The organism is Flavobacterium sp. N1719, assembly GCF_025947045.1.
Taxonomy (GTDB): domain Bacteria; phylum Bacteroidota; class Bacteroidia; order Flavobacteriales; family Flavobacteriaceae; genus Flavobacterium; species Flavobacterium stagni.
This window is the reverse complement of sequence record NZ_CP109993.1, coordinates 1,828,215-1,847,430: the sequence shown is the minus strand read 5'-3', so window position 1 is coordinate 1,847,430 and position 19,216 is coordinate 1,828,215. Positions and strand designations below refer to the sequence as shown.

22 protein-coding genes are annotated in these 19,216 nt (G+C 41.9%); 12 read left to right on the top strand and 10 right to left on the bottom strand.

The features are described 5' to 3' along the window. Positions 1 to 3: 3 nt before the first annotated feature. From OLM45_RS07960 to OLM45_RS07945, 4 genes are read right to left on the bottom strand one after another with little or no spacing between them, the layout of a single operon-like run. Complete coding sequence (locus OLM45_RS07960) at positions 4 to 477, bottom strand: DUF5606 domain-containing protein (RefSeq protein WP_264509467.1); 474 nt, start codon at positions 475 to 477, stop codon at positions 4 to 6. A 44-nt stretch (positions 478 to 521) separates the two neighbouring features. After that, positions 522 to 1,109, bottom strand: a complete 588-nt coding sequence (gene def, locus OLM45_RS07955) for a peptide deformylase (protein ID WP_129460958.1) — start codon at positions 1,107 to 1,109, stop codon at positions 522 to 524. Between the two features lie 58 nt (positions 1,110 to 1,167). Then, positions 1,168 to 1,584, bottom strand: a complete 417-nt coding sequence (ruvX, locus tag OLM45_RS07950) for a Holliday junction resolvase RuvX (RefSeq protein ID WP_264509466.1) — start codon at positions 1,582 to 1,584, stop codon at positions 1,168 to 1,170. 16 nt (positions 1,585 to 1,600) lie between these two features. Then, complete coding sequence (locus OLM45_RS07945) at positions 1,601 to 2,455, bottom strand: copper resistance protein NlpE N-terminal domain-containing protein (protein WP_264509465.1); 855 nt, start codon at positions 2,453 to 2,455, stop codon at positions 1,601 to 1,603. A 107-nt stretch (positions 2,456 to 2,562) separates the two neighbouring features. Between OLM45_RS07945 and OLM45_RS07940 the strand changes: the two genes are divergently transcribed. The 3 genes from OLM45_RS07940 (at position 2,563) to OLM45_RS07930 (ending at position 5,257) form a co-directional block, all read left to right on the top strand. Next, complete coding sequence (locus OLM45_RS07940) at positions 2,563 to 3,447, top strand: hypothetical protein (protein WP_264509464.1); 885 nt, start codon at positions 2,563 to 2,565, stop codon at positions 3,445 to 3,447. A 42-nt stretch (positions 3,448 to 3,489) separates the two neighbouring features. Beyond that, entirely contained in the window at positions 3,490 to 4,305 is an 816-nt protein-coding gene (locus OLM45_RS07935; protein ID WP_129460954.1) for a 2,3,4,5-tetrahydropyridine-2,6-dicarboxylate N-succinyltransferase, read from the top strand. A 385-nt stretch (positions 4,306 to 4,690) separates the two neighbouring features. Further along, positions 4,691 to 5,257 (top strand): nucleosidase, encoded by a 567-nt coding sequence (locus OLM45_RS07930; RefSeq protein ID WP_264509463.1) that lies wholly within the window; start codon positions 4,691 to 4,693, stop codon positions 5,255 to 5,257. A 571-nt stretch (positions 5,258 to 5,828) separates the two neighbouring features. On the opposite strand, the gene OLM45_RS07925 is transcribed toward OLM45_RS07930, so the two are convergent. Next, positions 5,829 to 6,341 carry a hypothetical protein gene (locus tag OLM45_RS07925; RefSeq protein ID WP_264509462.1) on the bottom strand — a complete coding sequence of 171 codons (513 nt, stop codon included), beginning with the start codon at positions 6,339 to 6,341 and terminating at the stop codon, positions 5,829 to 5,831. Between the two features lie 323 nt (positions 6,342 to 6,664). Beyond that, positions 6,665 to 7,420 (bottom strand): lipopolysaccharide kinase, encoded by a 756-nt coding sequence (locus tag OLM45_RS07920; RefSeq protein WP_264509461.1) that lies wholly within the window; start codon positions 7,418 to 7,420, stop codon positions 6,665 to 6,667. A gap of 62 nt (positions 7,421 to 7,482) precedes the next feature. On the opposite strand from OLM45_RS07920, the gene OLM45_RS07915 reads away from it, so the two are divergent. The 4 genes from OLM45_RS07915 to OLM45_RS07900 all read left to right on the top strand — a co-directional run bounded on the left by OLM45_RS07915 (position 7,483) and on the right by OLM45_RS07900 (position 10,139). After that, positions 7,483 to 8,547 (top strand): glycosyltransferase family 9 protein, encoded by a 1,065-nt coding sequence (locus tag OLM45_RS07915; protein WP_264509460.1) that lies wholly within the window; start codon positions 7,483 to 7,485, stop codon positions 8,545 to 8,547. Between the two features lie 118 nt (positions 8,548 to 8,665). After that, a complete protein-coding gene (locus OLM45_RS07910) occupies positions 8,666 to 8,917 on the top strand; it encodes a DUF6364 family protein (protein WP_264509459.1) in 252 nt (83 codons plus the stop codon). Then, entirely contained in the window at positions 8,914 to 9,330 is a 417-nt protein-coding gene (locus OLM45_RS07905; protein ID WP_264509458.1) for a type II toxin-antitoxin system VapC family toxin, read from the top strand. Before OLM45_RS07910 ends, OLM45_RS07905 begins: the two co-directional genes overlap by 4 nt. 92 nt (positions 9,331 to 9,422) lie before the next feature. Next, positions 9,423 to 10,139, top strand: a complete 717-nt coding sequence (locus OLM45_RS07900; protein WP_264509457.1) for a phytanoyl-CoA dioxygenase family protein — start codon at positions 9,423 to 9,425, stop codon at positions 10,137 to 10,139. Between the two features lie 166 nt (positions 10,140 to 10,305). On the opposite strand, the gene OLM45_RS07895 is transcribed toward OLM45_RS07900, so the two are convergent. Then, positions 10,306 to 11,250, bottom strand: a complete 945-nt coding sequence (locus OLM45_RS07895) for an NAD-dependent epimerase/dehydratase family protein (RefSeq protein ID WP_264509456.1) — start codon at positions 11,248 to 11,250, stop codon at positions 10,306 to 10,308. A gap of 7 nt (positions 11,251 to 11,257) precedes the next feature. Beyond that, positions 11,258 to 12,730, bottom strand: coding sequence for a glycosyltransferase (locus OLM45_RS13235; protein ID WP_319799967.1), 1,473 nt, complete (start codon positions 12,728 to 12,730; stop codon positions 11,258 to 11,260). A 50-nt stretch (positions 12,731 to 12,780) separates the two neighbouring features. On the opposite strand from OLM45_RS13235, the gene OLM45_RS07885 reads away from it, so the two are divergent. Beyond that, positions 12,781 to 13,518: a glycosyltransferase family 2 protein gene (locus OLM45_RS07885; protein WP_264509455.1), complete on the top strand. Its 738-nt coding sequence runs from the start codon at positions 12,781 to 12,783 to the stop codon at positions 13,516 to 13,518. Positions 13,519 to 13,590: 72 nt separating this feature from the next. Here OLM45_RS07885 and OLM45_RS07880 read toward each other — a convergent pair whose 3' ends face one another. Further along, complete coding sequence (locus OLM45_RS07880) at positions 13,591 to 14,313, bottom strand: polysaccharide deacetylase family protein (RefSeq protein WP_264509454.1); 723 nt, start codon at positions 14,311 to 14,313, stop codon at positions 13,591 to 13,593. Between the two features lie 65 nt (positions 14,314 to 14,378). Between OLM45_RS07880 and OLM45_RS07875 the strand changes: the two genes are divergently transcribed. The 3 genes from OLM45_RS07875 to OLM45_RS07865 are packed head-to-tail and all read left to right on the top strand — an operon-like array spanning position 14,379 to position 17,206. Further along, on the top strand, positions 14,379 to 15,149 hold the full coding sequence (locus OLM45_RS07875; protein WP_264509453.1) for a glycosyltransferase family 2 protein: 771 nt from the start codon (positions 14,379 to 14,381) through the stop codon (positions 15,147 to 15,149). 2 nt (positions 15,150 to 15,151) lie between these two features. After that, on the top strand, positions 15,152 to 16,249 hold the full coding sequence (locus tag OLM45_RS07870) for a glycosyltransferase family 4 protein (protein WP_129460940.1): 1,098 nt from the start codon (positions 15,152 to 15,154) through the stop codon (positions 16,247 to 16,249). A gap of 3 nt (positions 16,250 to 16,252) precedes the next feature. Then, positions 16,253 to 17,206 carry a hypothetical protein gene (locus OLM45_RS07865; RefSeq protein WP_264509452.1) on the top strand — a complete coding sequence of 318 codons (954 nt, stop codon included), beginning with the start codon at positions 16,253 to 16,255 and terminating at the stop codon, positions 17,204 to 17,206. On the opposite strand, the gene OLM45_RS07860 is transcribed toward OLM45_RS07865, so the two are convergent. Continuing rightward, positions 17,203 to 18,426, bottom strand: a complete 1,224-nt coding sequence (locus tag OLM45_RS07860) for a glycosyltransferase (protein ID WP_264509451.1) — start codon at positions 18,424 to 18,426, stop codon at positions 17,203 to 17,205. The two genes, OLM45_RS07865 and OLM45_RS07860, sit on opposite strands and share 4 nt — an antisense overlap. A 103-nt stretch (positions 18,427 to 18,529) precedes the next feature. Between OLM45_RS07860 and OLM45_RS07855 the strand changes: the two genes are divergently transcribed. Further along, positions 18,530 to 19,159: a hypothetical protein gene (locus OLM45_RS07855; protein ID WP_264509450.1), complete on the top strand. Its 630-nt coding sequence runs from the start codon at positions 18,530 to 18,532 to the stop codon at positions 19,157 to 19,159. Positions 19,160 to 19,216: the final 57 nt, after the last annotated feature.

Here is a 19,216-nt window from a genome sequence, read left to right as displayed (position 1 = left end):
TTTTTATTCGCTTTTCTTGGTGGTTTTCTTTTTGGCTTTCACCTCTTCTACCACTTGTTCTTTGATTTCTTCTGCGTTTTCAACAGTTGGCTCTTCCTTAGAAACCATACCTTTTGCTTGCAAAATATTGTACCAGTTCAATACTTTTTTGATATCCGAAGCATACACACGGTCTTGATCGTAATCCGGTAAAACCTCTTCAAAATACGCCACTAATTTTGCATTGTCTTCTTTGTGGGATAAAGCAGGACCTTCGTTTTCTTTTATAGCGATAGCACGCATTACTTCGACCAACGGTTTTTCCTCAGTGTAGGTGTACATGGAGATTTCCGACAATAAACTTACGTTACTGCGCAATCCTACCGTGATTTTTTTACCATCTAACAAGGATTCTGCTACAAAGCCTGTACGGGTTTGCATTTTCAATTCAAACAATCCGGGTTTTCCCGAAATGGCTAATATTCTGTCAATTTTCATTTGGAATTGTATTTTTCGGTCGCAAATATATTTATTTGTTCGAATTAACGACCTTTTTTGTTATAAAATCTCATACGATAATCCGGACGGGCTTTGCCATCCATGATGTTCTGTAGCTTTTTCTTGATGAGGGTACGTTTTAAGGTAGAAATCTTGTCTGTAAACAAAATCCCTTCGATATGATCGTACTCGTGCTGAATCACACGGGCAATCAATCCGTCGTACACTTCCGTATGCTTCACAAAGTTTTCGTCGCAATATTCAATGGTAACGCGTTCGTTGCGGTACACGTCTTCACGCACATCCGGGATACTCAAGCAACCTTCGTTAAAACCCCATTCTTCACCTTCTTCTTTCAAAATCTTCGCATTGATAAAGGTTTTCTTGAATACTTTCAATTGCGCCTTTTCCTCCGCGCTGATGTCATCACCATCCGAAAACGGTTCGGTATCAATCACAAACAAGCGAATCGCCAAGCCAATTTGCGGTGCCGCCAATCCGACTCCGTACGCATTGTACATGGTATCGTACATGTTGTCAATCAATTCCTTTAACTGGGGATATTCCGGGGTGATGTCCTCACCTACTTTGCGCAATACCGGATCGCCGTAACCTACAATGGGTAAAATCATGCGTTTGTTTTTTATTTACGGGGCAAAAGTAGCACTTTTTTCTCCTTTTTGGAAGGATTTATATCATTTTGCGGGAAAGGTAATCCTGCAACAATATCGTAGCGGCGATCTCGTCAATCAAGCCTTTGTTCTGCCGTTGTTTCTTTTTTAATCCGCTATCAATCATGGTTTTAAAGGCCATTTTAGACGTAAAGCGTTCGTCAACCCGCTCAACAGGAATTTCAGGAAACTGCTGCTGAAAGGCGAGCACAAAAGCATCTACCAAAGGGGCACTCTCTGAAGGTTGCCCATTCATTTGCTTGGGTTCGCCTACCAACACTTTTGCTACCTGTTCTTTTGCAAAATAATTCTTGAGAAACACGAGCAATTCTTTGGAATCCACCGTGGTTAATCCTGAAGCGATAATTTGCAGTTCGTCCGTCACGGCAATTCCCGTGCGTTTTATTCCGTAATCGATAGCTAAAAGTCGTGGCATGGGCCAAAAGTACGAATTATTGCCCGTAAAAGACCGCTACTGTAGTTTTTGTTTTATTGAATACCAAGAGCTTGTTTTGCTTAATTTCATAGGCATCCACGGTTTCTAACACTTCAAGAAATTGCTGCTCCGAATTCCTATTCGGACACGCCATTTTGGTCGCCATTACATTCACAAAAGCCAATCCCGTCGCTGAGGGCATGACATAATTGCCCCCAATTCGGTTGCATCCCACATAAGCACTGAAACGACCATCTTTTGAATTGAGTTGTAAAGTATACGGCTTGGCGGTTTTCCCAACGGCTTTGCCACCTAAGGATTCCAATACCCAAGTGGTACCCGCCAAGCTATAAGTAACTGCTTTTACGGGGGCTTCCGACGCAATCACGTGGGAAGTGGATTGCACCAACTTTTCGCCTGTGGCTTGATCGATTTTCATTTTTTGTAAAATATAACGCGTTGCCAATTGCCCGGTAATGGGTTTTCCCTCACGATCCAACTGGGTCAGCTGATTTTCAGAAACCGCATATTCATTGGGTCCGTCGCCGTTGTTGTTAAGACGAATGTGCGTTTCATCTGCATTCCATACATAAGTTCCTTTCGTGACAAAAGGCGCATCTGACTTCCCTAAATACCGGGTAGTCAATACATAGTGCACCGTATCGTTCAATGCCAATTCGGTTTCAATCCCTTCACAATCGGCACAAGGCAAAACGCCTTTGTAATAGCCTTGGTAATCCAACGTTCGTTTGGGTGAATGGGAGACATCTGGAGTATTTTTGGCCGCTTCAGCAGCGGGATGCTCTTCTTTATTTCCACAAGAAACAAGCAGTAATCCAGACAAGACAATAGAAACAAGGGTGGTTTTCATACGGTTGATTTTGTTCCAAAAATACACGGAACTCTCTAAAATATTCCTTAACGAAAGACTAAAAATTTAACAATTGTTTTCCGGGATCGAAATCCTATCTTTGTTTTATGATGCACCAAAATCACCTGATTTATGTCGCTTTTGGCGGTAGTGACTATCACAACGAAGTCGTGTGGTCCCTGCTTTCGCTTTACCTGCAGCATCCCGAACCCGATTTCAATATCCATATTTTTACCGATGCCGTTTCGGAGATGAAAGCGCAGTTGCCCCATTCGGTGGTGATTCACGAACTCACTCCCGACCAAATTCATTGGTGGAAAGGTCCGCAAAATTATCCCTACCGTGTCAAGATTAAGGTACTCCAACAGATGCTGGAAACCCATACCGGAAATTTTCTTTATCTCGACACCGATGTTATTGTACGGCAATCGCTTTCCCCCTTGTTTGCTTCCATTGCCCAAGGCAGCGTTTATATGGATGCCAATGAGGGGCCGCTCCACGCCAACAAAGGCGGCATTGCCCGTAAAATGAAAAAACTGTTGCGGAACCAACAGCAGTTTCGATTACCCAGTGGCGAAAACGTGCATTTGGATACCCAATTTGAAGTGTGGAATTCCGGTTGCATTGGAATCACCAACCGGCAATTATCCCAATTGCAAAAGGCTGAGGCATTGATGGATGTGCTATATGCGGCCTATCCGTTGTTTAGTATGGAACAAATAGCCGTAACCGAAGCTTTGCAAACCAGCGAACTGCATGAAACGAAATCCTATTTGCACCATTACTGGTACTTTAAGGAGTTTCGTCCGGTAATTCGCGATTATTTAAAACATTATCCAACTTGGGAAGCCCGTTTGCAGCATCTGCATTCCTGGGATCCGTGGGAATTGTCGGTCGGCAAACGACAGTACAAACGAAAAGGGTTTTGGGGTCGGACCTACCAAAAAATACGCTACGGTTACCGTTGGAAAAATCCGGTCTTCCTTCCTTAAAAAACAAACAAACCGTTATCTTTGCGATTCAATTTTATAGACATGACAGCATTACAACAAACCATAGAAAACGCGTGGGAAAACCGCGAATTATTAAAAGAGGAAGCAACGCAAAACGCCATTCGCGAAGTAATCAACTTAGTGGATGCAGGTACCTTACGTGTAGCGCAACCCGTTGATGGCGGCTGGCAAGTGAACGAATGGGTGAAAAAAGCGGTAGTGCTCTACTTCCCGATTCAAAAGATGGAAACCTTTGAAGTGGGTATTTTTGAATACCACGACAAAATGCCGTTGAAACGTGGTTATGCTGAAAAAGGAATTCGTGTGGTACCGCATGCTGTAGCCCGTCACGGAGCTTACATTTCAAAAGGTGTGATTTTAATGCCGAGTTATGTCAACATCGGTGCCTACGTGGATGAAGGTACGATGGTCGATACGTGGGCGACTGTAGGGAGTTGTGCACAAATCGGTAAAGACGTTCACTTGAGTGGTGGCGTGGGTATCGGTGGGGTTTTAGAACCCTTGCAAGCCGCTCCTGTTATCATCGAAGACGGTGCCTTTATCGGTTCGCGTTGCATCGTAGTTGAAGGCGTACGTGTAGAAAAAGAAGCTGTTTTGGGTGCTAATGTTTGTTTGACCGCTTCTACAAAAATTATTGACGTTACGGGAACCGAACCTGTAGAATACAAAGGTGTTGTTCCAGCGCGCTCGGTGGTTATTCCCGGCAGCTATACTAAAGAATTCGGTGCGGGAAGTTACCAAGTCCCTTGTGCTTTAATCATCGGCAAGCGCAAACCTTCAACCGACTTAAAAACGTCGTTGAATGATGCGTTGCGCGAGTATGATGTAGCGGTGTAAAAGCGTTTCAGGTTTCAAGTTTCAGGTTTCAAGTTTCAGGTTTCAAGTTAGAACCGTTTAAAAAAGAAATTTATAGATCGGGTTGGATTCTTGAAAACACATGTTAGGAAATACTCAGAAGCTTAGCGGCTCAGAATCTCAGCAGCTATATAAAAGTTTCAGGTTTCAAGTTTAATGTTTCCAGTTAGAACCGTTTAAAAAAAGAAATTTATAGATTTAGTTGAATTCTTGAAAACTCATGTTAGTAATTGCTTAGAAGCTTAGCGGCTCAGAATCTCAGCAGCTATGTAGAAGTTTCAGGTTTCAGGTTAGTACCATTAAAGGAATAATGTACTTTTTCAAGGGACCATTTAACATTTAAAATTCAAAATTTACAATAACCACAATGATTCGCTCCTTTTCCCCTCAGGAAATCCTTTTTTGTTTTGCGTTAGAATCTGAAGCGGCGGATGTCTTTGAGGGTCAGAACGTATTGTTTACAGGTATCGGTAAGGTGCAAGCGGCCTATGCGCTGACCAAAGCCTTGGCGACCCAACGACCCAAGCTCATTATCAATTTAGGAACCGTAGGTAGTACCCATTTCCCAAAAGGAACGGTGGTGCACTGTACCCAATTTGTACAAAGAGACATGGATGTGCGCGGACTCGGGTTTGCCTTATATGAAACGCCGTTGGCGGGGGTGCCTGTGGTTTTGGAGTATGGCGAACCTTTTGCCGGACTCCCGCATGCAGTGTGTGGTACAGGAGATAGTTTTGAAATGGAGCATGCCGAATCGCTATATACCATTGTCGACATGGAAGCCTATGCCCTTGCCTACATCGCCCAACAAGAAAAGATTCCGTTTTTATGCCTCAAATACATCTCCGACGGCGCCGACGACAATGCCGCCACCGACTGGACCGAACAAGTGCATAAAGCGGCTGAAGCGTATGGGAGGCTGGTTTTAGGGTAAGGAGCTGCTGAGAGGCTGAGTGACTGAGCTGCTGAGAAGCTTTGAGAGAAAAGTAGAAAGAGGCAAGAGAAAAGAAAAAAGAGAAAAGAAGAAAGAGAAAAGAAATAGGTGCAACTTCAAGGCACGCAATACACTTTTACACCCATTCCACTTTTACACCGATATAAATTGAGCTTCTGAGAGGCTGAGCTCCTGAGCTTCTGAGCAATCGACGGATTGAAAAGAAAGAGGTGATTGATTAACTTCTAACGTCCAACGACTAAAGACTAATGTCTATCTTCTGCCCACTGCGACTGCGACTGAAAACTCCGACTTTTAAAAACATTAAGGGATTAAGAAATTTCATCATTACCGCTTATATTAAGATTTTTAAGTCGGCCTTAGGCCGCAATTCTTTTAAAACTTAAAACGTCGCGAACTTTGCGTAAACTTTGCTTCTTTGCGGTAAAAAGAAGAAAGAAATGCGGGTTACCTTCTCGGCACGCAATACACTTTTACACCTATTCCACTTTTACACCTCATACGTACTGCTCTCTGCGACTGAAAACTGATCAGTGCCCACTGATCACTACTACAGCATCCATTCTATTCCAAGCGGAAAAAGATAGATGAATACAATTACAAGTACCGGACCCAGAAGATGTCGTTTTGACAAAGCATAGCGCTCTTGAAAATCCGATTGTATTAGTCGAAACAACAACAATAAATGAATGAATAACAAAATGGCCGCAAATAATTGAATGAATTGAAAGGGTTCCGTTCCTAAAAACACCGTTTTCACAAAATGGAATCCACTTTTAAAACACATATAAATTACAGCCCCAACAAGTAATTGCCACCCCCAACGCTTTTTGAAAAGCAAACCTAAACTACCCACACAAATTCCGAGGTTAACCAAACCTTTTAACAATTCATGAATATAAATACGAACTTCAGTAGCTGAATTCACTTGATAAAAACCCATAGAAATATATTCTTTCGATAATTGAATTGTAGCATTTACTTGTATCGTCAAGAAAAATAGACTGAATGCTAAGTAAAAAATTCCAATTAGGCGTTCTTGTGTTACTAAAGCTAACTTCATAATTTTTGTGGCTTTTAAAATGTGAAAGTGTATCAAAGATATTTAATTTTGAGCAACTGTGAGAAGAAAGAAGAAAGAAGAAAGAAGCAAGAGGCAAGAGAAAAGAAATACGGGTTACCATTACGGAACGCAATACACTTTTACACCTTTCCACTGTTCAACCTTTATATGTTGAGCTTCTGAGAGGCTGAGCTCCTAAGCTTCTGAGAAATCGACAGACTGAAAAGACAGTTTTGATTGAATGCCTTCTAATGGCTAACGACTAAAGACTAAAGACTAAAGACTAATGTCTAACCTCTGCTCACTGCGACTGCGACTGAAAACTACTTTTTCAGCTTCCGCTTCAACCACTTCTTCTTATTGATCTTGCGCTTGAAATCTTGGGACGTTTGCCATAACACCGGCCAGAGTTCGCTCTCAGGAATGCCACTGAGTTGGGCATAGGTTTGTGCCACCGTTTTCAACATGGTTTTGGACAACCACATTTTCTTGAAATTGTCCATGCGTTGGTGCATACTCAGGGGTTCGAACCGCATCCGATTCAAGTCGATCAAGTAGAAGTCGTAACGCCCATTACCCAAATCTTTAATCAACGTATTGCCCGGGGAATGATCGAGAAAGTTCACTTGCGCTTCATGCATGGCATAGGTAAACGCTGTGAACTGCTCCAAAATCGCCACCCGATTGGGAAACAAGGGATCGTGAATGAGTTCGCGAATCGTAAAATCGTAGTCAATATGTCGACAGAAATAATAGCTGTCGCCCAACAACCCCAAAGCCTTTCGTTCTTCGATGTAGCCGATAGGAAACGGAGTTAAGATGCCGTGCTGTTGCAAATACAACGCATAATCATAGGAGCGTTTTGCCTTACTCTGACGGAACCACGAATAGATGATGGATTTGACAAAACCGGGGGTTTTAAAAAATTTAATGCTCACCGTTTCGTCGGCTAACCTGTTAGTTTTAATCGAATTGCGCGCACCTTTAACGATTAACGTACCCGATTGCTCAAAGTGAGCGGCCAAGTCTTCCAAAGCAGTTTGTTGGTGGGCGTAATCGGGATGCAATATCGTTGGCACAGGCAAGTTTTAAGTTGGGTAAATGTATAAAAAAATTGTACTTTGCACCAAGATTTTATCCTATGCAAAAAATTCTTATCATCCAAAACAAACGAATTGGCGATGTCTTAATCGCTTCAGTGATTGCCAACAACTTCAAACGCAAGTACCCCGATAGCGAAGTGCATTTTATGGCTTACGACTTTACCACAGGCGTTTTGGAACAGAATCCGAATATCGATAAAATCATTCCGATACAAGAAAAAGAACTGAAAAAAGTACCCAACCTCATCCGGTTTATCCGTTGGGTGCGACAGCAAAAATACGACATCATCTTTGACCCCTATTCCAAAACCCAGAGTCGGTTGATCTGTAAGTTTTCGGGAGCCAAAATGACCATTGGCCATAAATCACGTAAGAAATTCGGGAACTGGAACTACTACACCCACCCTACCGAAGCGCTGCAATCTTCGGACAAGTTCTGTGGCAAAGCCATCGAAGATCGGGTGCATTTGATTGAATATGCGGGCGACTTCACGCCGATTGATTATGCACCTAAATTGTTTCTTTCCGAGGCCGAAAAACAAGAAGATTGGCTGGGCAAATACAAGGATAAAAAAGTGATTGTGATGGGTGTGTTGGGCAGTACGCCGCAAAAGTCCATGCCCTATGATTATGTCGCACAAGTCTGTGATTTTATTGCGTCCCAGTTTGATGTGTACTTGCTCTTCAATTATTCGCCCCATCAAAAGGCAGAGGCGATGAAAATTTACGAGTTATGCCAGCACAAAGACCGCATCATTTTGGACATCTATGCGCCTTCGATACGCGACTTTATCAAACTCATGGCGCAGTGTGACGGATTGGTGGCCAACGAAGGCGGTACGGTGCATATCGCCAAAGCGCTGGACAAACCCACGTTTACGATCTTTTCGCCTTATGTCAACAAAGAACATTGGGCCAGTTTTGAAGACGGCATTCAACATACTTCGGTGCATTTGCGGGAAGAGAAACCCGAATTGTACACAGCCTTCACCTATGAAGAGCGAAAAAAGATTGAAGCCGACCCGAGTGCGATGTACCGCGAACTCCACCCGGACTTGTATCTCGCGCGATTACAGGCGTTTTTGGCTCGGTATGTGGGGTAGATACATATTGACTATTTAAGAAAACAATTAATAAAGGTTTCGTGCTAAAACTTAAATTCCGATAAAATAGAAATTGTACGGATTTATTTTTTATTTTTGTACGTATAATATATTTATTATGGATACTAAATTAACATTGAAGCTAAACCAAGAGATAATTGAGAAAGCGAAAATTTATGCTGCTCAAAAAAATGTTAGTTTATCAAGAATCATAGAAAATTATTTAAACGCAATAACAAACGATTCTAAGAAAGATAATTCAATAGAAATCTCTCCATTTGTAAAAAGTTTGAGTTCGGGTAAAAAAATGCCTGCTGACTTGGATTATAAAAAAGAATATTCCGATTATCTAATGAATAAATACAAATGATTCAGCGGGTTTATTTAGATACTAACGTAATGCTTGATTTGCTTGGTGAAAGAGAACCTTTTTATCAATCAATTGCTCAAATTGCAACATTAGCTGATCAAAAAAAGCTTCAAATCGTTGTTTCTCCCATTTCATTTGCTACAGTTAACTATTTTATTTCAAAGTTTGAAGGAAGTTCAGTTGCAAAAGATAAGTTGAGAAAATTTAAAGTGCTCTGTGAAATCGCAACTATTAATGAAACCATAATTGAAAAAGGGCTCAACGCAAACTTTGATGATTTTGAAGACTCCCTACAATATTTTTGCGCTGTTGATGCTGAATGTACAGTCATATTAACACGAAATGCAAAAGATTTCAAAAACGCCTTACTTCCAGTTATGTCCGCAGAAGAATTTATAAATAGTATCGCTTAAGTACTACTTCATAAACTGGTTACTTGGAGAACTCTAAAAATGGTATTCTTTACATGAACTTAGCGAAGTAAAAAACTTTATCTAACTAAGAAATGATTGTCTCCGATAAACATAAAAACGACCTTACAGCAAATGGTTTTACAACCGTTGTATCAATCTATTCTGATGCGGAAATAGATCGATTAATACAAACTATCGAACAAGCGGATAGCAACAAAGCGACTTTCCGAAAATCAGCGGACTTATTTGCTATTCGGCAATTTTTAAAAGAAATCCCCGCAATTGAACCTTTGGTTTTTAATGCGAATTTAAAGAATGTTGTACGACAACTCTTTGGTGAGGATTATTTCGTGGTTAAGAGCATTTATTTTGATAAACCTGAAACTTCAAATTGGTACGTTTCCTACCACCAAGACTTGACTATTTCAGTAGATAAAAAAGTGGAATTAGACGACTTTGGACCTTGGACCGTGAAGCAAAACCAATATGCTGTTCAACCGCCAATAGCTCTATTAGAAAACATTTTTACTATTCGTATTCATCTTGACGACACCGATGAAAATAATGGCGCTTTAAAAGTTATTCCTAAATCGCACGCAAAGAAAATATACCGTCCTGAAACAATTGATTGGTCGCAAGAAACAGAAACTATTTGTCCGGTAAAAAAAGGGGGTATAATGGTCATGAAACCTTTACTGTTACACAGTTCGAGTAGAACAACAAACCAAAAAAAGCGACGCGTCATTCATATTGAATTTTCAAATCAAGATTTACCCAAAGAATTAAACTGGGCAGAACGAATAAACTAATCAATAAAAAATCTACCTTGTATTCAATGAACTAAAAAAAATAATAATACTGTATTTGAAAAAGAAAATTTCAAAATAACCAATCGAATACCACGACAAAAAATGAAACAGTTCGCCTTAAAACGTCCTGAAAACTGTTCAATTGAAAAATAAAAAGTAGCGATGTTTACCCCCCAAACTTCTCTTTATACCACGCTACTTGCGCTTCTAATCCTTGGCGTAAGGAAGTTTTAGGCGAATACTCCAATAAGCGTTGGGCTTTGTCAATGACAGCGGCGGTACGTTGTTGGTCGCCTTTGCGGGCAGGACGGTGGTCTACAATTAAAGTTTTACCAAGAATGGCTTCAACTGCCTTGATACCTTCTTCAGTGGTGTTGACCTCATCGGTACCTAAGTTGATGATTTCTCCATTGACCAAGGCTTCCCGACCAATAATCGCGGCCAAACCAGCTACAATATCCCCAACATAGGTAAAACTGCGCTCGTGGCGTAAACTGCCTTCAAACAGTGGAAACGGTTGGTCGTTAATCAGGTTTTCAATCAATTTAGTATACAATTTCTCAGGCCGTTCGCGCGGACCGTAAACCGAGTACAATCGGATCGAACAAGCATTTAACTTCCCCGTACGTTGGAGTCCGAGCACCAATTGCTCCCCCGCCAATTTGGTCACCCCATAAAAAGAAACGGGCTGTGGCGGGACAGTTTCATCCACCGTAGCTTCCAATCCATAAACAGATGACGTGGCTATATTGACAAAAGATTTGAGCGATGGAGCATAAGTGAGCACCGCATCCAACAGGTTTTGCGTTGCTTTGATATTATTGATAATGTATTCGTCTAAGGTCGTGTCTGCCGAAATACCCGGCTGTGCCGCTAAATGATAGACATAGTCGTAAGGTTGTGCAAAAACCGCCGACAAATCACCATTCAAATCAGTTTTAAAAATAGTGATTCCCTTGGCTTGCAAGTCGGCCGCATTCAGTGCTTTCAGTTCCGGACTGTAGTAATCGTTGAAGTTATCGACTCCGAACACTTCATGCCCTAAAGCGTGTAGCTGTTCACATAAATGGGAAGCAATAAATCCGGCGGCTCCGGTGACTAAAATGCGCATACTGTGTTTATTTTTTTATTCCAAACGGCGTCCACTTGATTTTTTTGTCCCGCACTTCCTTGCGTATTGCCAAGTTGGCGGCTAAAGATTCTGGCGTTTTGTAACCCCGTGGATGATCCAAATGCAATACTACGGCTTTGTGGCGAATTTGTTTTCCTTTCACACCAAAATTTTCAAGACGCTCCCCAAACTCACGATCGGGTCCGCCGTATTTCATGCGCTCGTCATACCCGTTAATGGCAATCATGTCTTCACGATAGCCCGAAGAATTGCAGTTGTTAAATGACGGTGTGGTGGGAGAAATAAAGTCTAATAATTTGGCTAAAAGCGGGTTGGCACCCAACTTCAACGTATTGGAAAAACCGAGTTTGTCAATGGATTTCAACCAACTCACTTTAAAGCAATCTTGGTTAATTATGTCTTGTTCCGAAATGTGCTTGCTTGTTTTCATGGGTAGTTTGCAATAACCACCGGATAGAAAACGACCGCGTTCAGCTTCATTCGCATGGATTTCGATAAAATCTTTACGGGGTATGCAATCGCCGTCCGTCATGATAATGTACTCGTAAGCCGCCTCCATAATGGCCACATTCAAAATCTCCTGACGGCGGTAGCCTTGGTCTTCATGCCACAAATGACGCACGGGAACGGGATAATTCGCGGCGTAGCGATCAATCAATTCCTTGGTGGAAGGGCGCGAACCGTCGTCTGCGATAATCAATTCAAAATGCGGATAGGTTTGGTATTGGTAGCCAATAAGCACTTTTTCCAACCATTCTTCAGCGTTGTAGGTACTAACCACGACTGAAATTTTCAATTTGTTATCATTTTCAGGTGCCATGAGTAAGGTGCTATTTTTAACGGACTTGTTTTTCAACGTCCCTAAGTTAGTATAAAATCGGTCACGGGGAAAACGGTAATCCCACTGACCTTGGGTAGCCAATTGCAAAAAATCCGATTTCCACAGCGAACTATTGCAAAAATTAAACGGTAATTCGGGCAAGGTTTGGTCTAAAATACCGGCCCAACTCCCCGACTCCAACGGACGAAATACCGAGATGCCTGTATTCGTACCGTATTGTTCCAAAAAGGGCTTTTCAAAACAGTTCCCCGATTCAATAGCGGTGGATTCCAACTGTTCCCAAACCGTTTGTTGGATGAAAAAGAGCGAACCCGTGAGGTAAAAGCCTTCTTCCCGATTCTTGATGTGGTTCTCAATAAAATCAACACGCGGAATCGCATAGGCATCGGCAAAAACCACATAATCGGTAGTGGATGATTGCAAATAATCTTGTAAATCAGCAGAAGCCAATGCTTTTGCAGAAAAAAACAAAGGCAAATCCGGCAATGTGAATGGATTTTCTTGCAATACAACAACTTCAAAATTGCGGTAATTTTGGGCCGCATAGCCCCAAAGTGTGGAGGAAATTGGGCGTGTGCCGACGCCATTCGTTAAGACTACCGTAACATTCTTTTGCATGGGTGCAAAGGTAACCTAATTTTATTAAATTTGTTTTCTAATCCGAAAGAATGCAAACGCTTACTGTTATCATCCCCGCTTATAATGAAATTCACTATTTGGAAGACGCTGTTCGATCAGTGGCTTTTGCCCAACAAATCATTGTGATTGATTCGTTTAGCACGGATGGGACATTCGAACTCGCCCAATCGTTGGGATGTACCGTTTTGCAACGTCAATTTGATAATTTTTCCAACCAAAAAAACGCCGCGATTGCTTTGGCAACAGGCGATTGGATTCTATTCGTCGATGCGGATGAACGGGTGACTCCAAAACTGAAATTGGAAATCCTTTCGACCCTAGAAAATCCGAAACATGCGGGCTACAAAATCAACTTCCCGCATTATTTCATGAACCGGTTCTTGTACCATAAAGTCGACCGCGTGACCCGTTTGGTGAAAAATGACGGTGTACATTTCACCGGCGATGTTCATGAAAAACTCCAAGTCAACGGCACCATTGGGCAGTTGCAACACTTCATGATTCATTACACCTACAAAGGTTTGTTCCATGCCCTCAGCAAAAAGAATTCCTATGCGTGGTTTCAAGCGGGCATGTCCAAAGAAAAAGGAAAAAAAGCCACGATTTGGCATTTGTTGTTCAAACCCTTGTACCGCTTTTTCTCTTCGTACATTCTTAAAAAAGGCTTCTTAGACGGCATCCCCGGCCTTGCTTTGGCCAGCGTCAATGCCTATGGGGTTTTTTCACGGTATGTGAAGTTGCTGTTGCTTGAACGGGAAATGAAATAATTTTTTTTGAGCTTCTGAGAGGCTGAGCTACTGAGTACTGATAACTGATTACTAATCACTAGTCACTAGTCACTAGAAAACCTTCCCGAACCGTAATTTCCACTTAAACTTCCACAAGGCATCTTCGCCTTTGATGTCAATGCGTTTGATTTCGAAAGGTTGGGTGAAGGGAAACCGACTCACTTTATTTCCTATACGTAGGCCGTATTGCATGCCTAGAGCGGCGATTTGCGCAAAGAAACGTTGTTTTTCGGGATTCTTTTTGGGATAATTACCATAAGGATAGGCAATCGCGGGGAACACCTTCAGGTTTTCTTTTTCAATCACTTCAAAAGCAGCGTTGAAGTCGGATGCAATTGCCGCCTCATCCATCTTTGCAAAATGTTGGTGTTTATAAGAATGGTGGGCAAGTTCGATGACTTTCGGATTCAATTGACGCAATTGCTCTGCCGTCATGATGGGTTCGCCTCGATCTTCACCGCCATAATTCCACGAATCCGATTTCCCCAAATAGGCAAAAGGGACAAAAAACAGGGCTTTCATGCCGTATTTTTCTAAAAGAGGAACGGCAAATTCTAATTGGTTTACCGTGACATCATCAAAAGTAATAAGTACTTTTTTTCCCTTTAATGAAGTGGTTTGAGCCAATTCAGACAAAAACACAGCTTCATAACCTGCTGACTTCAAATAATTTAATTGCGACTCAAACCGCTCAGCGGCAATGGTTAAGCCTTTGGATTGGGCTAAATAAGGGGTTACATTATGGTACATTAAAATGGGAAGTCGGGCCACCATTCGTAAATTTTGAAAATTGTAATTCAGTAAAAATAGTATATTTGTCGCACATAGATTAAGCATTCATGTCCGAAACTACCCATTCGCCCAAAATTACCGCCCTGGCAATCTCTTTTAATGAGGAGGCGAATGTAAAACGGTATGTGGAAAGTTTGCATTTCGCAGATGAAATCATTTTTGTGGATTCTGAAAGTACGGACCAAACCTTAGCCATCGCCCAATCCATGGGAGTCAAAGTGATCAATCGTCCCTTTACCAACTTTTCGGAACAACGCAATTTTGCCATCGAACAAGCTAGTCACGATTGGATTGTCTTTTTCGATTTGGACGAAATCATCACGCCAGAACTCGAACAAGAGATTCGGGCCACCGTTCAAAATCCGGGCGAAAAAAATGCCTTCTTCGTCAAACGTACCTTCCATTTTATGGGAAAACGCATTCGTTTCGGGGGTTGGCAAAACGACAAAGCCATTCGTCTTTTCAACAAAAACCACGGAACCTACAATGGAAATTTAGTCCATGAAGAAGTGAAAAGCGACGGGAAAGTGGGCATCTTAAAAAACCGATTGAACCATTACAGTTACAAGAGTTTTGACAATTATAACGACAAACTCAACTTATACAGCAAATTGCAAGCGCTGAATTTGTACCAAAAGAAAAAGCGTCCGAATGCCTACCACTTTTTCATTCGGCCCTTATATCGTTTTCTGTGGCAGTACTTGTTCCGCTTGGGCATATTCGACGGAAAAGAAGGATTTATCTTGGCGTATGTCCACTCCTTTTCCGTATTCAAACGTTACCTGCAATTGTGGATGATGTACCGTAAAATCGACTAGTTATGCGTTTATTACAAATTACCGCTTCGAATGTTTGGCGCGGTCACGAACAGCAAATCGTTTATTATTATGAAGAGTTTGCCGCTAAGGTCGAACACCAAGTCTTGCTCTGCACACCCGATACGCGTTTACACGAAATAGCGGTAGAACGCCAGTACAATGTCCACACCCTGCCCTTTCATTCGGAATACGACAGAAAGTGGATGAAAAAAATTCACCAAATCATCAAAGAAGAAAAAATCGACCTGATTTTGATTCACAACAGTACGGCCCACACGCTTTGTGTGCTCTCTTCGTTGTTGTACGGTTGGAAAACGCCCATGGTCTTCTTCCGAACGTTGATCAAAAAAGTCGACACCAATTTCTTCCGCAAATGGAAATACAATTATAAAGGATTGAAGAAAATCGTGTGCGTTTCCCAAGCCGTAATTGATGTCTTGAATCCTGCAATAAAAGATAAAAGTCGGTTGTCCATTGTGGGCAGCGCGACCGACCTGAACGAATTTCATCGTACCCAACCCAACGGAAATTTACGTCGGGAACTCGGACTCGCAGACGACACCATCATCATTGGCAACATTGCCGCTTTTGTCGGATTTAAAGATCACGTTACTTTGGTCAATGCCGCGGAACAGATTGTGAAAGAAGTGCCCAATGTCAAGTTTGTTTTGGCAGGAAAAGGGGAATTGGAAGCCGATATCAAAGCCTTGGTTGGGGAGAAAAATTTAACCGATTACTTTGCCTTTTTGGGCTTCCGTACAGATATTCCGGAATTGTTTCCAGAATTTGATTTGTTTCTGTTTACGTCGAAGCTCGAACCCACAGGCGGTGTACTCTTAGAAGCCTATGCCAGCCATGTGCCAATTGTAGCGACTCGCGCCGGTGGTATCCCAGAAGTGGTGGTGGAAAACGAAACAGGATTGTTGTGTGAAAAAGAAAATGCATCCGACTTTGCAGAAAAGACCATTCGTTTACTTCAAGATAAGGCCTTGCAAGAACAATTAGTACAAAACGGTTACCAGCATTTGCTGAAAAACTTCACCCGTCAAGTGATTGCCGAGGCGATGTTCAAAGAGTTGGAAGCGGTATTAAAATCCTAGATTATGAAAGTAACGCTCATCAGTTTTGACTATTTCGATTTTGACAAAAACATCATCGATACGTTGCATCAAAAAGGGATTGAAGCCCAACATATCGACATTTCTAAATTTCGTTACCGCTACAAATCGAGTTTTGAAAAAATCAAAAACTTCTTCTCCAAAGCCTTTTTTGGGGTGAATGTCAAACGGGTAAAAATGGAAGAATATGTGCTTTCCCGTTTGGAATCTTTGGGACCCCAAGATCAAATTTTGGTCATCCGCCCCGATCGCATCAGTCGGAAAACCCATGAAAAAATAAAAGGCTACACCCAAAAATACATTGCCTATTTGTACGATAGCACCAACCGTTTTCCGGTCGACCACCTGTTGAAAGGTTTGTACGACACGATTTATACGTTTGATCTGGACGATGCCGACAAATACGGGTTTCGATTCATAAGCAATTACATTTATATCAACAAAAAACCGTTGGTTCCAGCTAACGAACTCCCCACAGACATCTTCATGATTGCCTCTATCGATGAACGCTTACCGCTATGGAATCAAGTGTCGGCTTATTGCCGTGAAAAGGGAATTCAGACGGATTTTATTTGTGTGGGCAAAAGAGAACCGGCCGAATTGGATGCGGGAATTGTCTATTCTAAAAACAATTTATTTTTAGAAGCCATTGAAAACAGGATGTTCCAATCGAAAGCGTTTTTGGATTTGATCCGCACGGAACAAAACGGATTGAGTTTCCGAATTTTTGAAGCCATGGCATACCAACGGAAAATCATCACTTCGAATGCTTCGGTGACGCGCTATCCGTTTTATAATCCCAACAATATTTTGGTGCTCAACGAATCTACTATTTCTGATATAAAAACTTTTATGGAACGGCCGTTCGAACCCTTAACGGAAGAAATGTACCACCACTACACAGTTTCCAATTGGGTGGATACGGTGTTCGAACTCTAACGTACCGCCTTAACGATATTGTCAGTTAAAACCTTACGCGAGAACGGTTGTAACGTAGTTTCGGATTGCTCGCGAATGGATTCCCATAACGTTGCATTGGTATAGGCTGCCATGATTTTTTCAGCAAACTCCGACGGACTATCCGCAATCATCGCGTCAGCTACTTTACCAAAATCAAAACCTTCTGCTCCAATGGGTGTCGTCACAAGTGGGAGTCCGAACTCAAGACTCTGCCCAATTTTCCCTTTGATTCCGGCGCCATAACGCAACGGCGCAATGAATAATCGGTGGGTACAAAACGCCTCCGACAAATCGTTGACATAGCCCAGAATTTCGAATCGTTTTTCGTGTAAGGCCAATACTTCCGGTTTGGGATTGCTCCCGATTACGGTGACTTTTACCTCAGGCAAACGCTCCCATACCAACGGCATGATGTGCTTGCGCAAATACTGTACGGCATCAACATTGGGCACATGCTCAAAACTCCCTACAAACAACAAGTCTTTGCGGTCAGAAAACGACAATTGTCCACGGGTATCCGTAATAAAATCATGGATATTACCCACTACCGTCATTTTTTGGGTTTGGGCGTAATACGGCATTAGATTTTGTTTATCCAAAGAAGAAATGACAATAATTGTATCAGCCGCTTCGCAATTGGCTTGTTCAATTTTCAAAAAACGTTCGGCTTCTGCCAATAATTTGGAATCATTGGACTTCAATTCGGCTTCCCGTTTCATGCGTAAATAGTGGAAATCCACCATATCGTACAAGGCTTTGGCATTGGGATTCAGTGAACGAACCAGGTCAATATACTTCGCAAATACCAACGGGCGGTGCAACCAAACGGCCGAAACCTGCGGCACAATTCGTTCTAGAAATCCTTCCCGAGTCACCAAATTGCCTTCGGCATCTATACTGGGAAAATAGACTTGAACGCCTTTATTTTGGTAGTATGTGCAATAACTTGTATCGTATTTGTATTCTTTTTTATCGGCCATCAAATAGACTTGAATGCCTTGTTCTAACAGAATATCAATGATTAAATTCAAGCGTCTCGAACCCGAATCTTTGTCGTATTCCGGTAATTTATCGTCGACAATCAATACGGAAGCCCCTTTTTGCACATCAGGCAAAACCACTGTAAATGCGGTTTGCGACTGCTTGAGCTTTCCTTTTAATTGTTGGTTTTTGAAATAAATTTTGAGTGATTGAAACATTGTTCGATAGCAATTATGGGCCAAAAGTACTTTTTTTCGACAAGACTTCGGCTAACCTTGTGGGCTAATTTATCATTTTTATCTTTGTAGAAATTTGAAAAACATGGAAATCATCAGCCACCGTGGATATTGGATTGATCCACAAGAAAAAAATACCGAAGCTGCGTTTGTGCGCTCCTTTTCCAAAAATTACGGAACAGAAACCGACTTTCGGGATTACGAGGGGCAATTGGTGATTTCACACGATATGGCTGATGCTAATTGTATGCCGGCGGCTACTTTTTTTGAGATCTATAACCAACACCAATGCTCGGGAACGTTAGCCCTTAATATCAAAGCGGACGGACTTCAAGCGCCGTTAATGGACTTGCTAAAAGCCCACAACATCACCAATTATTTTGTGTTTGACATGTCGGTTCCCGATTTATTGCACTATGATCGTCAAGGTTTTATTTACTATTCCCGTCGCAGCGAATACGAGGAAACTGTAAGCAAATACGCCGACTGCCACGGCATTTGGTTGGATGCCTTTCTTTCAGTTTGGTATACGGCGGGCGATATTGAGCAATTCATTCAAGACGGTAAAAAAGTGGCGATTGTCTCCTGTGATTTGCACCGCAGAGACCACCAACCCTTGTGGACGATGTTGAAAGCTGCGGGATTACACCACAATCCGAATGTGATTTTGTGCACAGATATCCCCGAAGACGCTTCGGCATTTTTTGAAATATAAACCCATTATAAACCATATTTTTAGCGCATTTATACTATTTTTGTGCAAGTTTAAAAC

Bases quoted from the DNA above. Each gene is read 5' to 3' on its own strand.
- OLM45_RS07960 (WP_264509467.1), bottom strand. From the start codon at position 477: ATGAAAATTGACAGAATATTAGCCATTTCGGGAAAACCCGGATTGTTT.
- def (WP_129460958.1), bottom strand. From the start codon at position 1,109: ATGATTTTACCCATTGTAGGTTACGGCGATCCGGTATTGCGCAAAGTA.
- ruvX (WP_264509466.1), bottom strand. From the start codon at position 1,584: ATGCCACGACTTTTAGCTATCGATTACGGAATAAAACGCACGGGAATT.
- OLM45_RS07945 (WP_264509465.1), bottom strand. From the start codon at position 2,455: ATGAAAACCACCCTTGTTTCTATTGTCTTGTCTGGATTACTGCTTGTT.
- OLM45_RS07940 (WP_264509464.1), top strand. From the start codon at position 2,563: ATGATGCACCAAAATCACCTGATTTATGTCGCTTTTGGCGGTAGTGAC.
- OLM45_RS07935 (WP_129460954.1), top strand. From the start codon at position 3,490: ATGACAGCATTACAACAAACCATAGAAAACGCGTGGGAAAACCGCGAA.
- OLM45_RS07930 (WP_264509463.1), top strand. From the start codon at position 4,691: ATGATTCGCTCCTTTTCCCCTCAGGAAATCCTTTTTTGTTTTGCGTTA.
- OLM45_RS07925 (WP_264509462.1), bottom strand. From the start codon at position 6,341: ATGAAGTTAGCTTTAGTAACACAAGAACGCCTAATTGGAATTTTTTAC.
- OLM45_RS07915 (WP_264509460.1), top strand. From the start codon at position 7,483: ATGCAAAAAATTCTTATCATCCAAAACAAACGAATTGGCGATGTCTTA.
- OLM45_RS07910 (WP_264509459.1), top strand. From the start codon at position 8,666: ATGGATACTAAATTAACATTGAAGCTAAACCAAGAGATAATTGAGAAA.
- OLM45_RS07905 (WP_264509458.1), top strand. From the start codon at position 8,914: ATGATTCAGCGGGTTTATTTAGATACTAACGTAATGCTTGATTTGCTT.
- OLM45_RS07900 (WP_264509457.1), top strand. From the start codon at position 9,423: ATGATTGTCTCCGATAAACATAAAAACGACCTTACAGCAAATGGTTTT.
- OLM45_RS07895 (WP_264509456.1), bottom strand. From the start codon at position 11,250: ATGCGCATTTTAGTCACCGGAGCCGCCGGATTTATTGCTTCCCATTTA.
- OLM45_RS13235 (WP_319799967.1), bottom strand. From the start codon at position 12,730: ATGCAAAAGAATGTTACGGTAGTCTTAACGAATGGCGTCGGCACACGC.
- OLM45_RS07885 (WP_264509455.1), top strand. From the start codon at position 12,781: ATGCAAACGCTTACTGTTATCATCCCCGCTTATAATGAAATTCACTAT.
- OLM45_RS07880 (WP_264509454.1), bottom strand. From the start codon at position 14,313: ATGGTGGCCCGACTTCCCATTTTAATGTACCATAATGTAACCCCTTAT.
- OLM45_RS07875 (WP_264509453.1), top strand. From the start codon at position 14,379: ATGTCCGAAACTACCCATTCGCCCAAAATTACCGCCCTGGCAATCTCT.
- OLM45_RS07870 (WP_129460940.1), top strand. From the start codon at position 15,152: ATGCGTTTATTACAAATTACCGCTTCGAATGTTTGGCGCGGTCACGAA.
- OLM45_RS07865 (WP_264509452.1), top strand. From the start codon at position 16,253: ATGAAAGTAACGCTCATCAGTTTTGACTATTTCGATTTTGACAAAAAC.
- OLM45_RS07860 (WP_264509451.1), bottom strand. From the start codon at position 18,426: ATGTTTCAATCACTCAAAATTTATTTCAAAAACCAACAATTAAAAGGA.
- OLM45_RS07855 (WP_264509450.1), top strand. From the start codon at position 18,530: ATGGAAATCATCAGCCACCGTGGATATTGGATTGATCCACAAGAAAAA.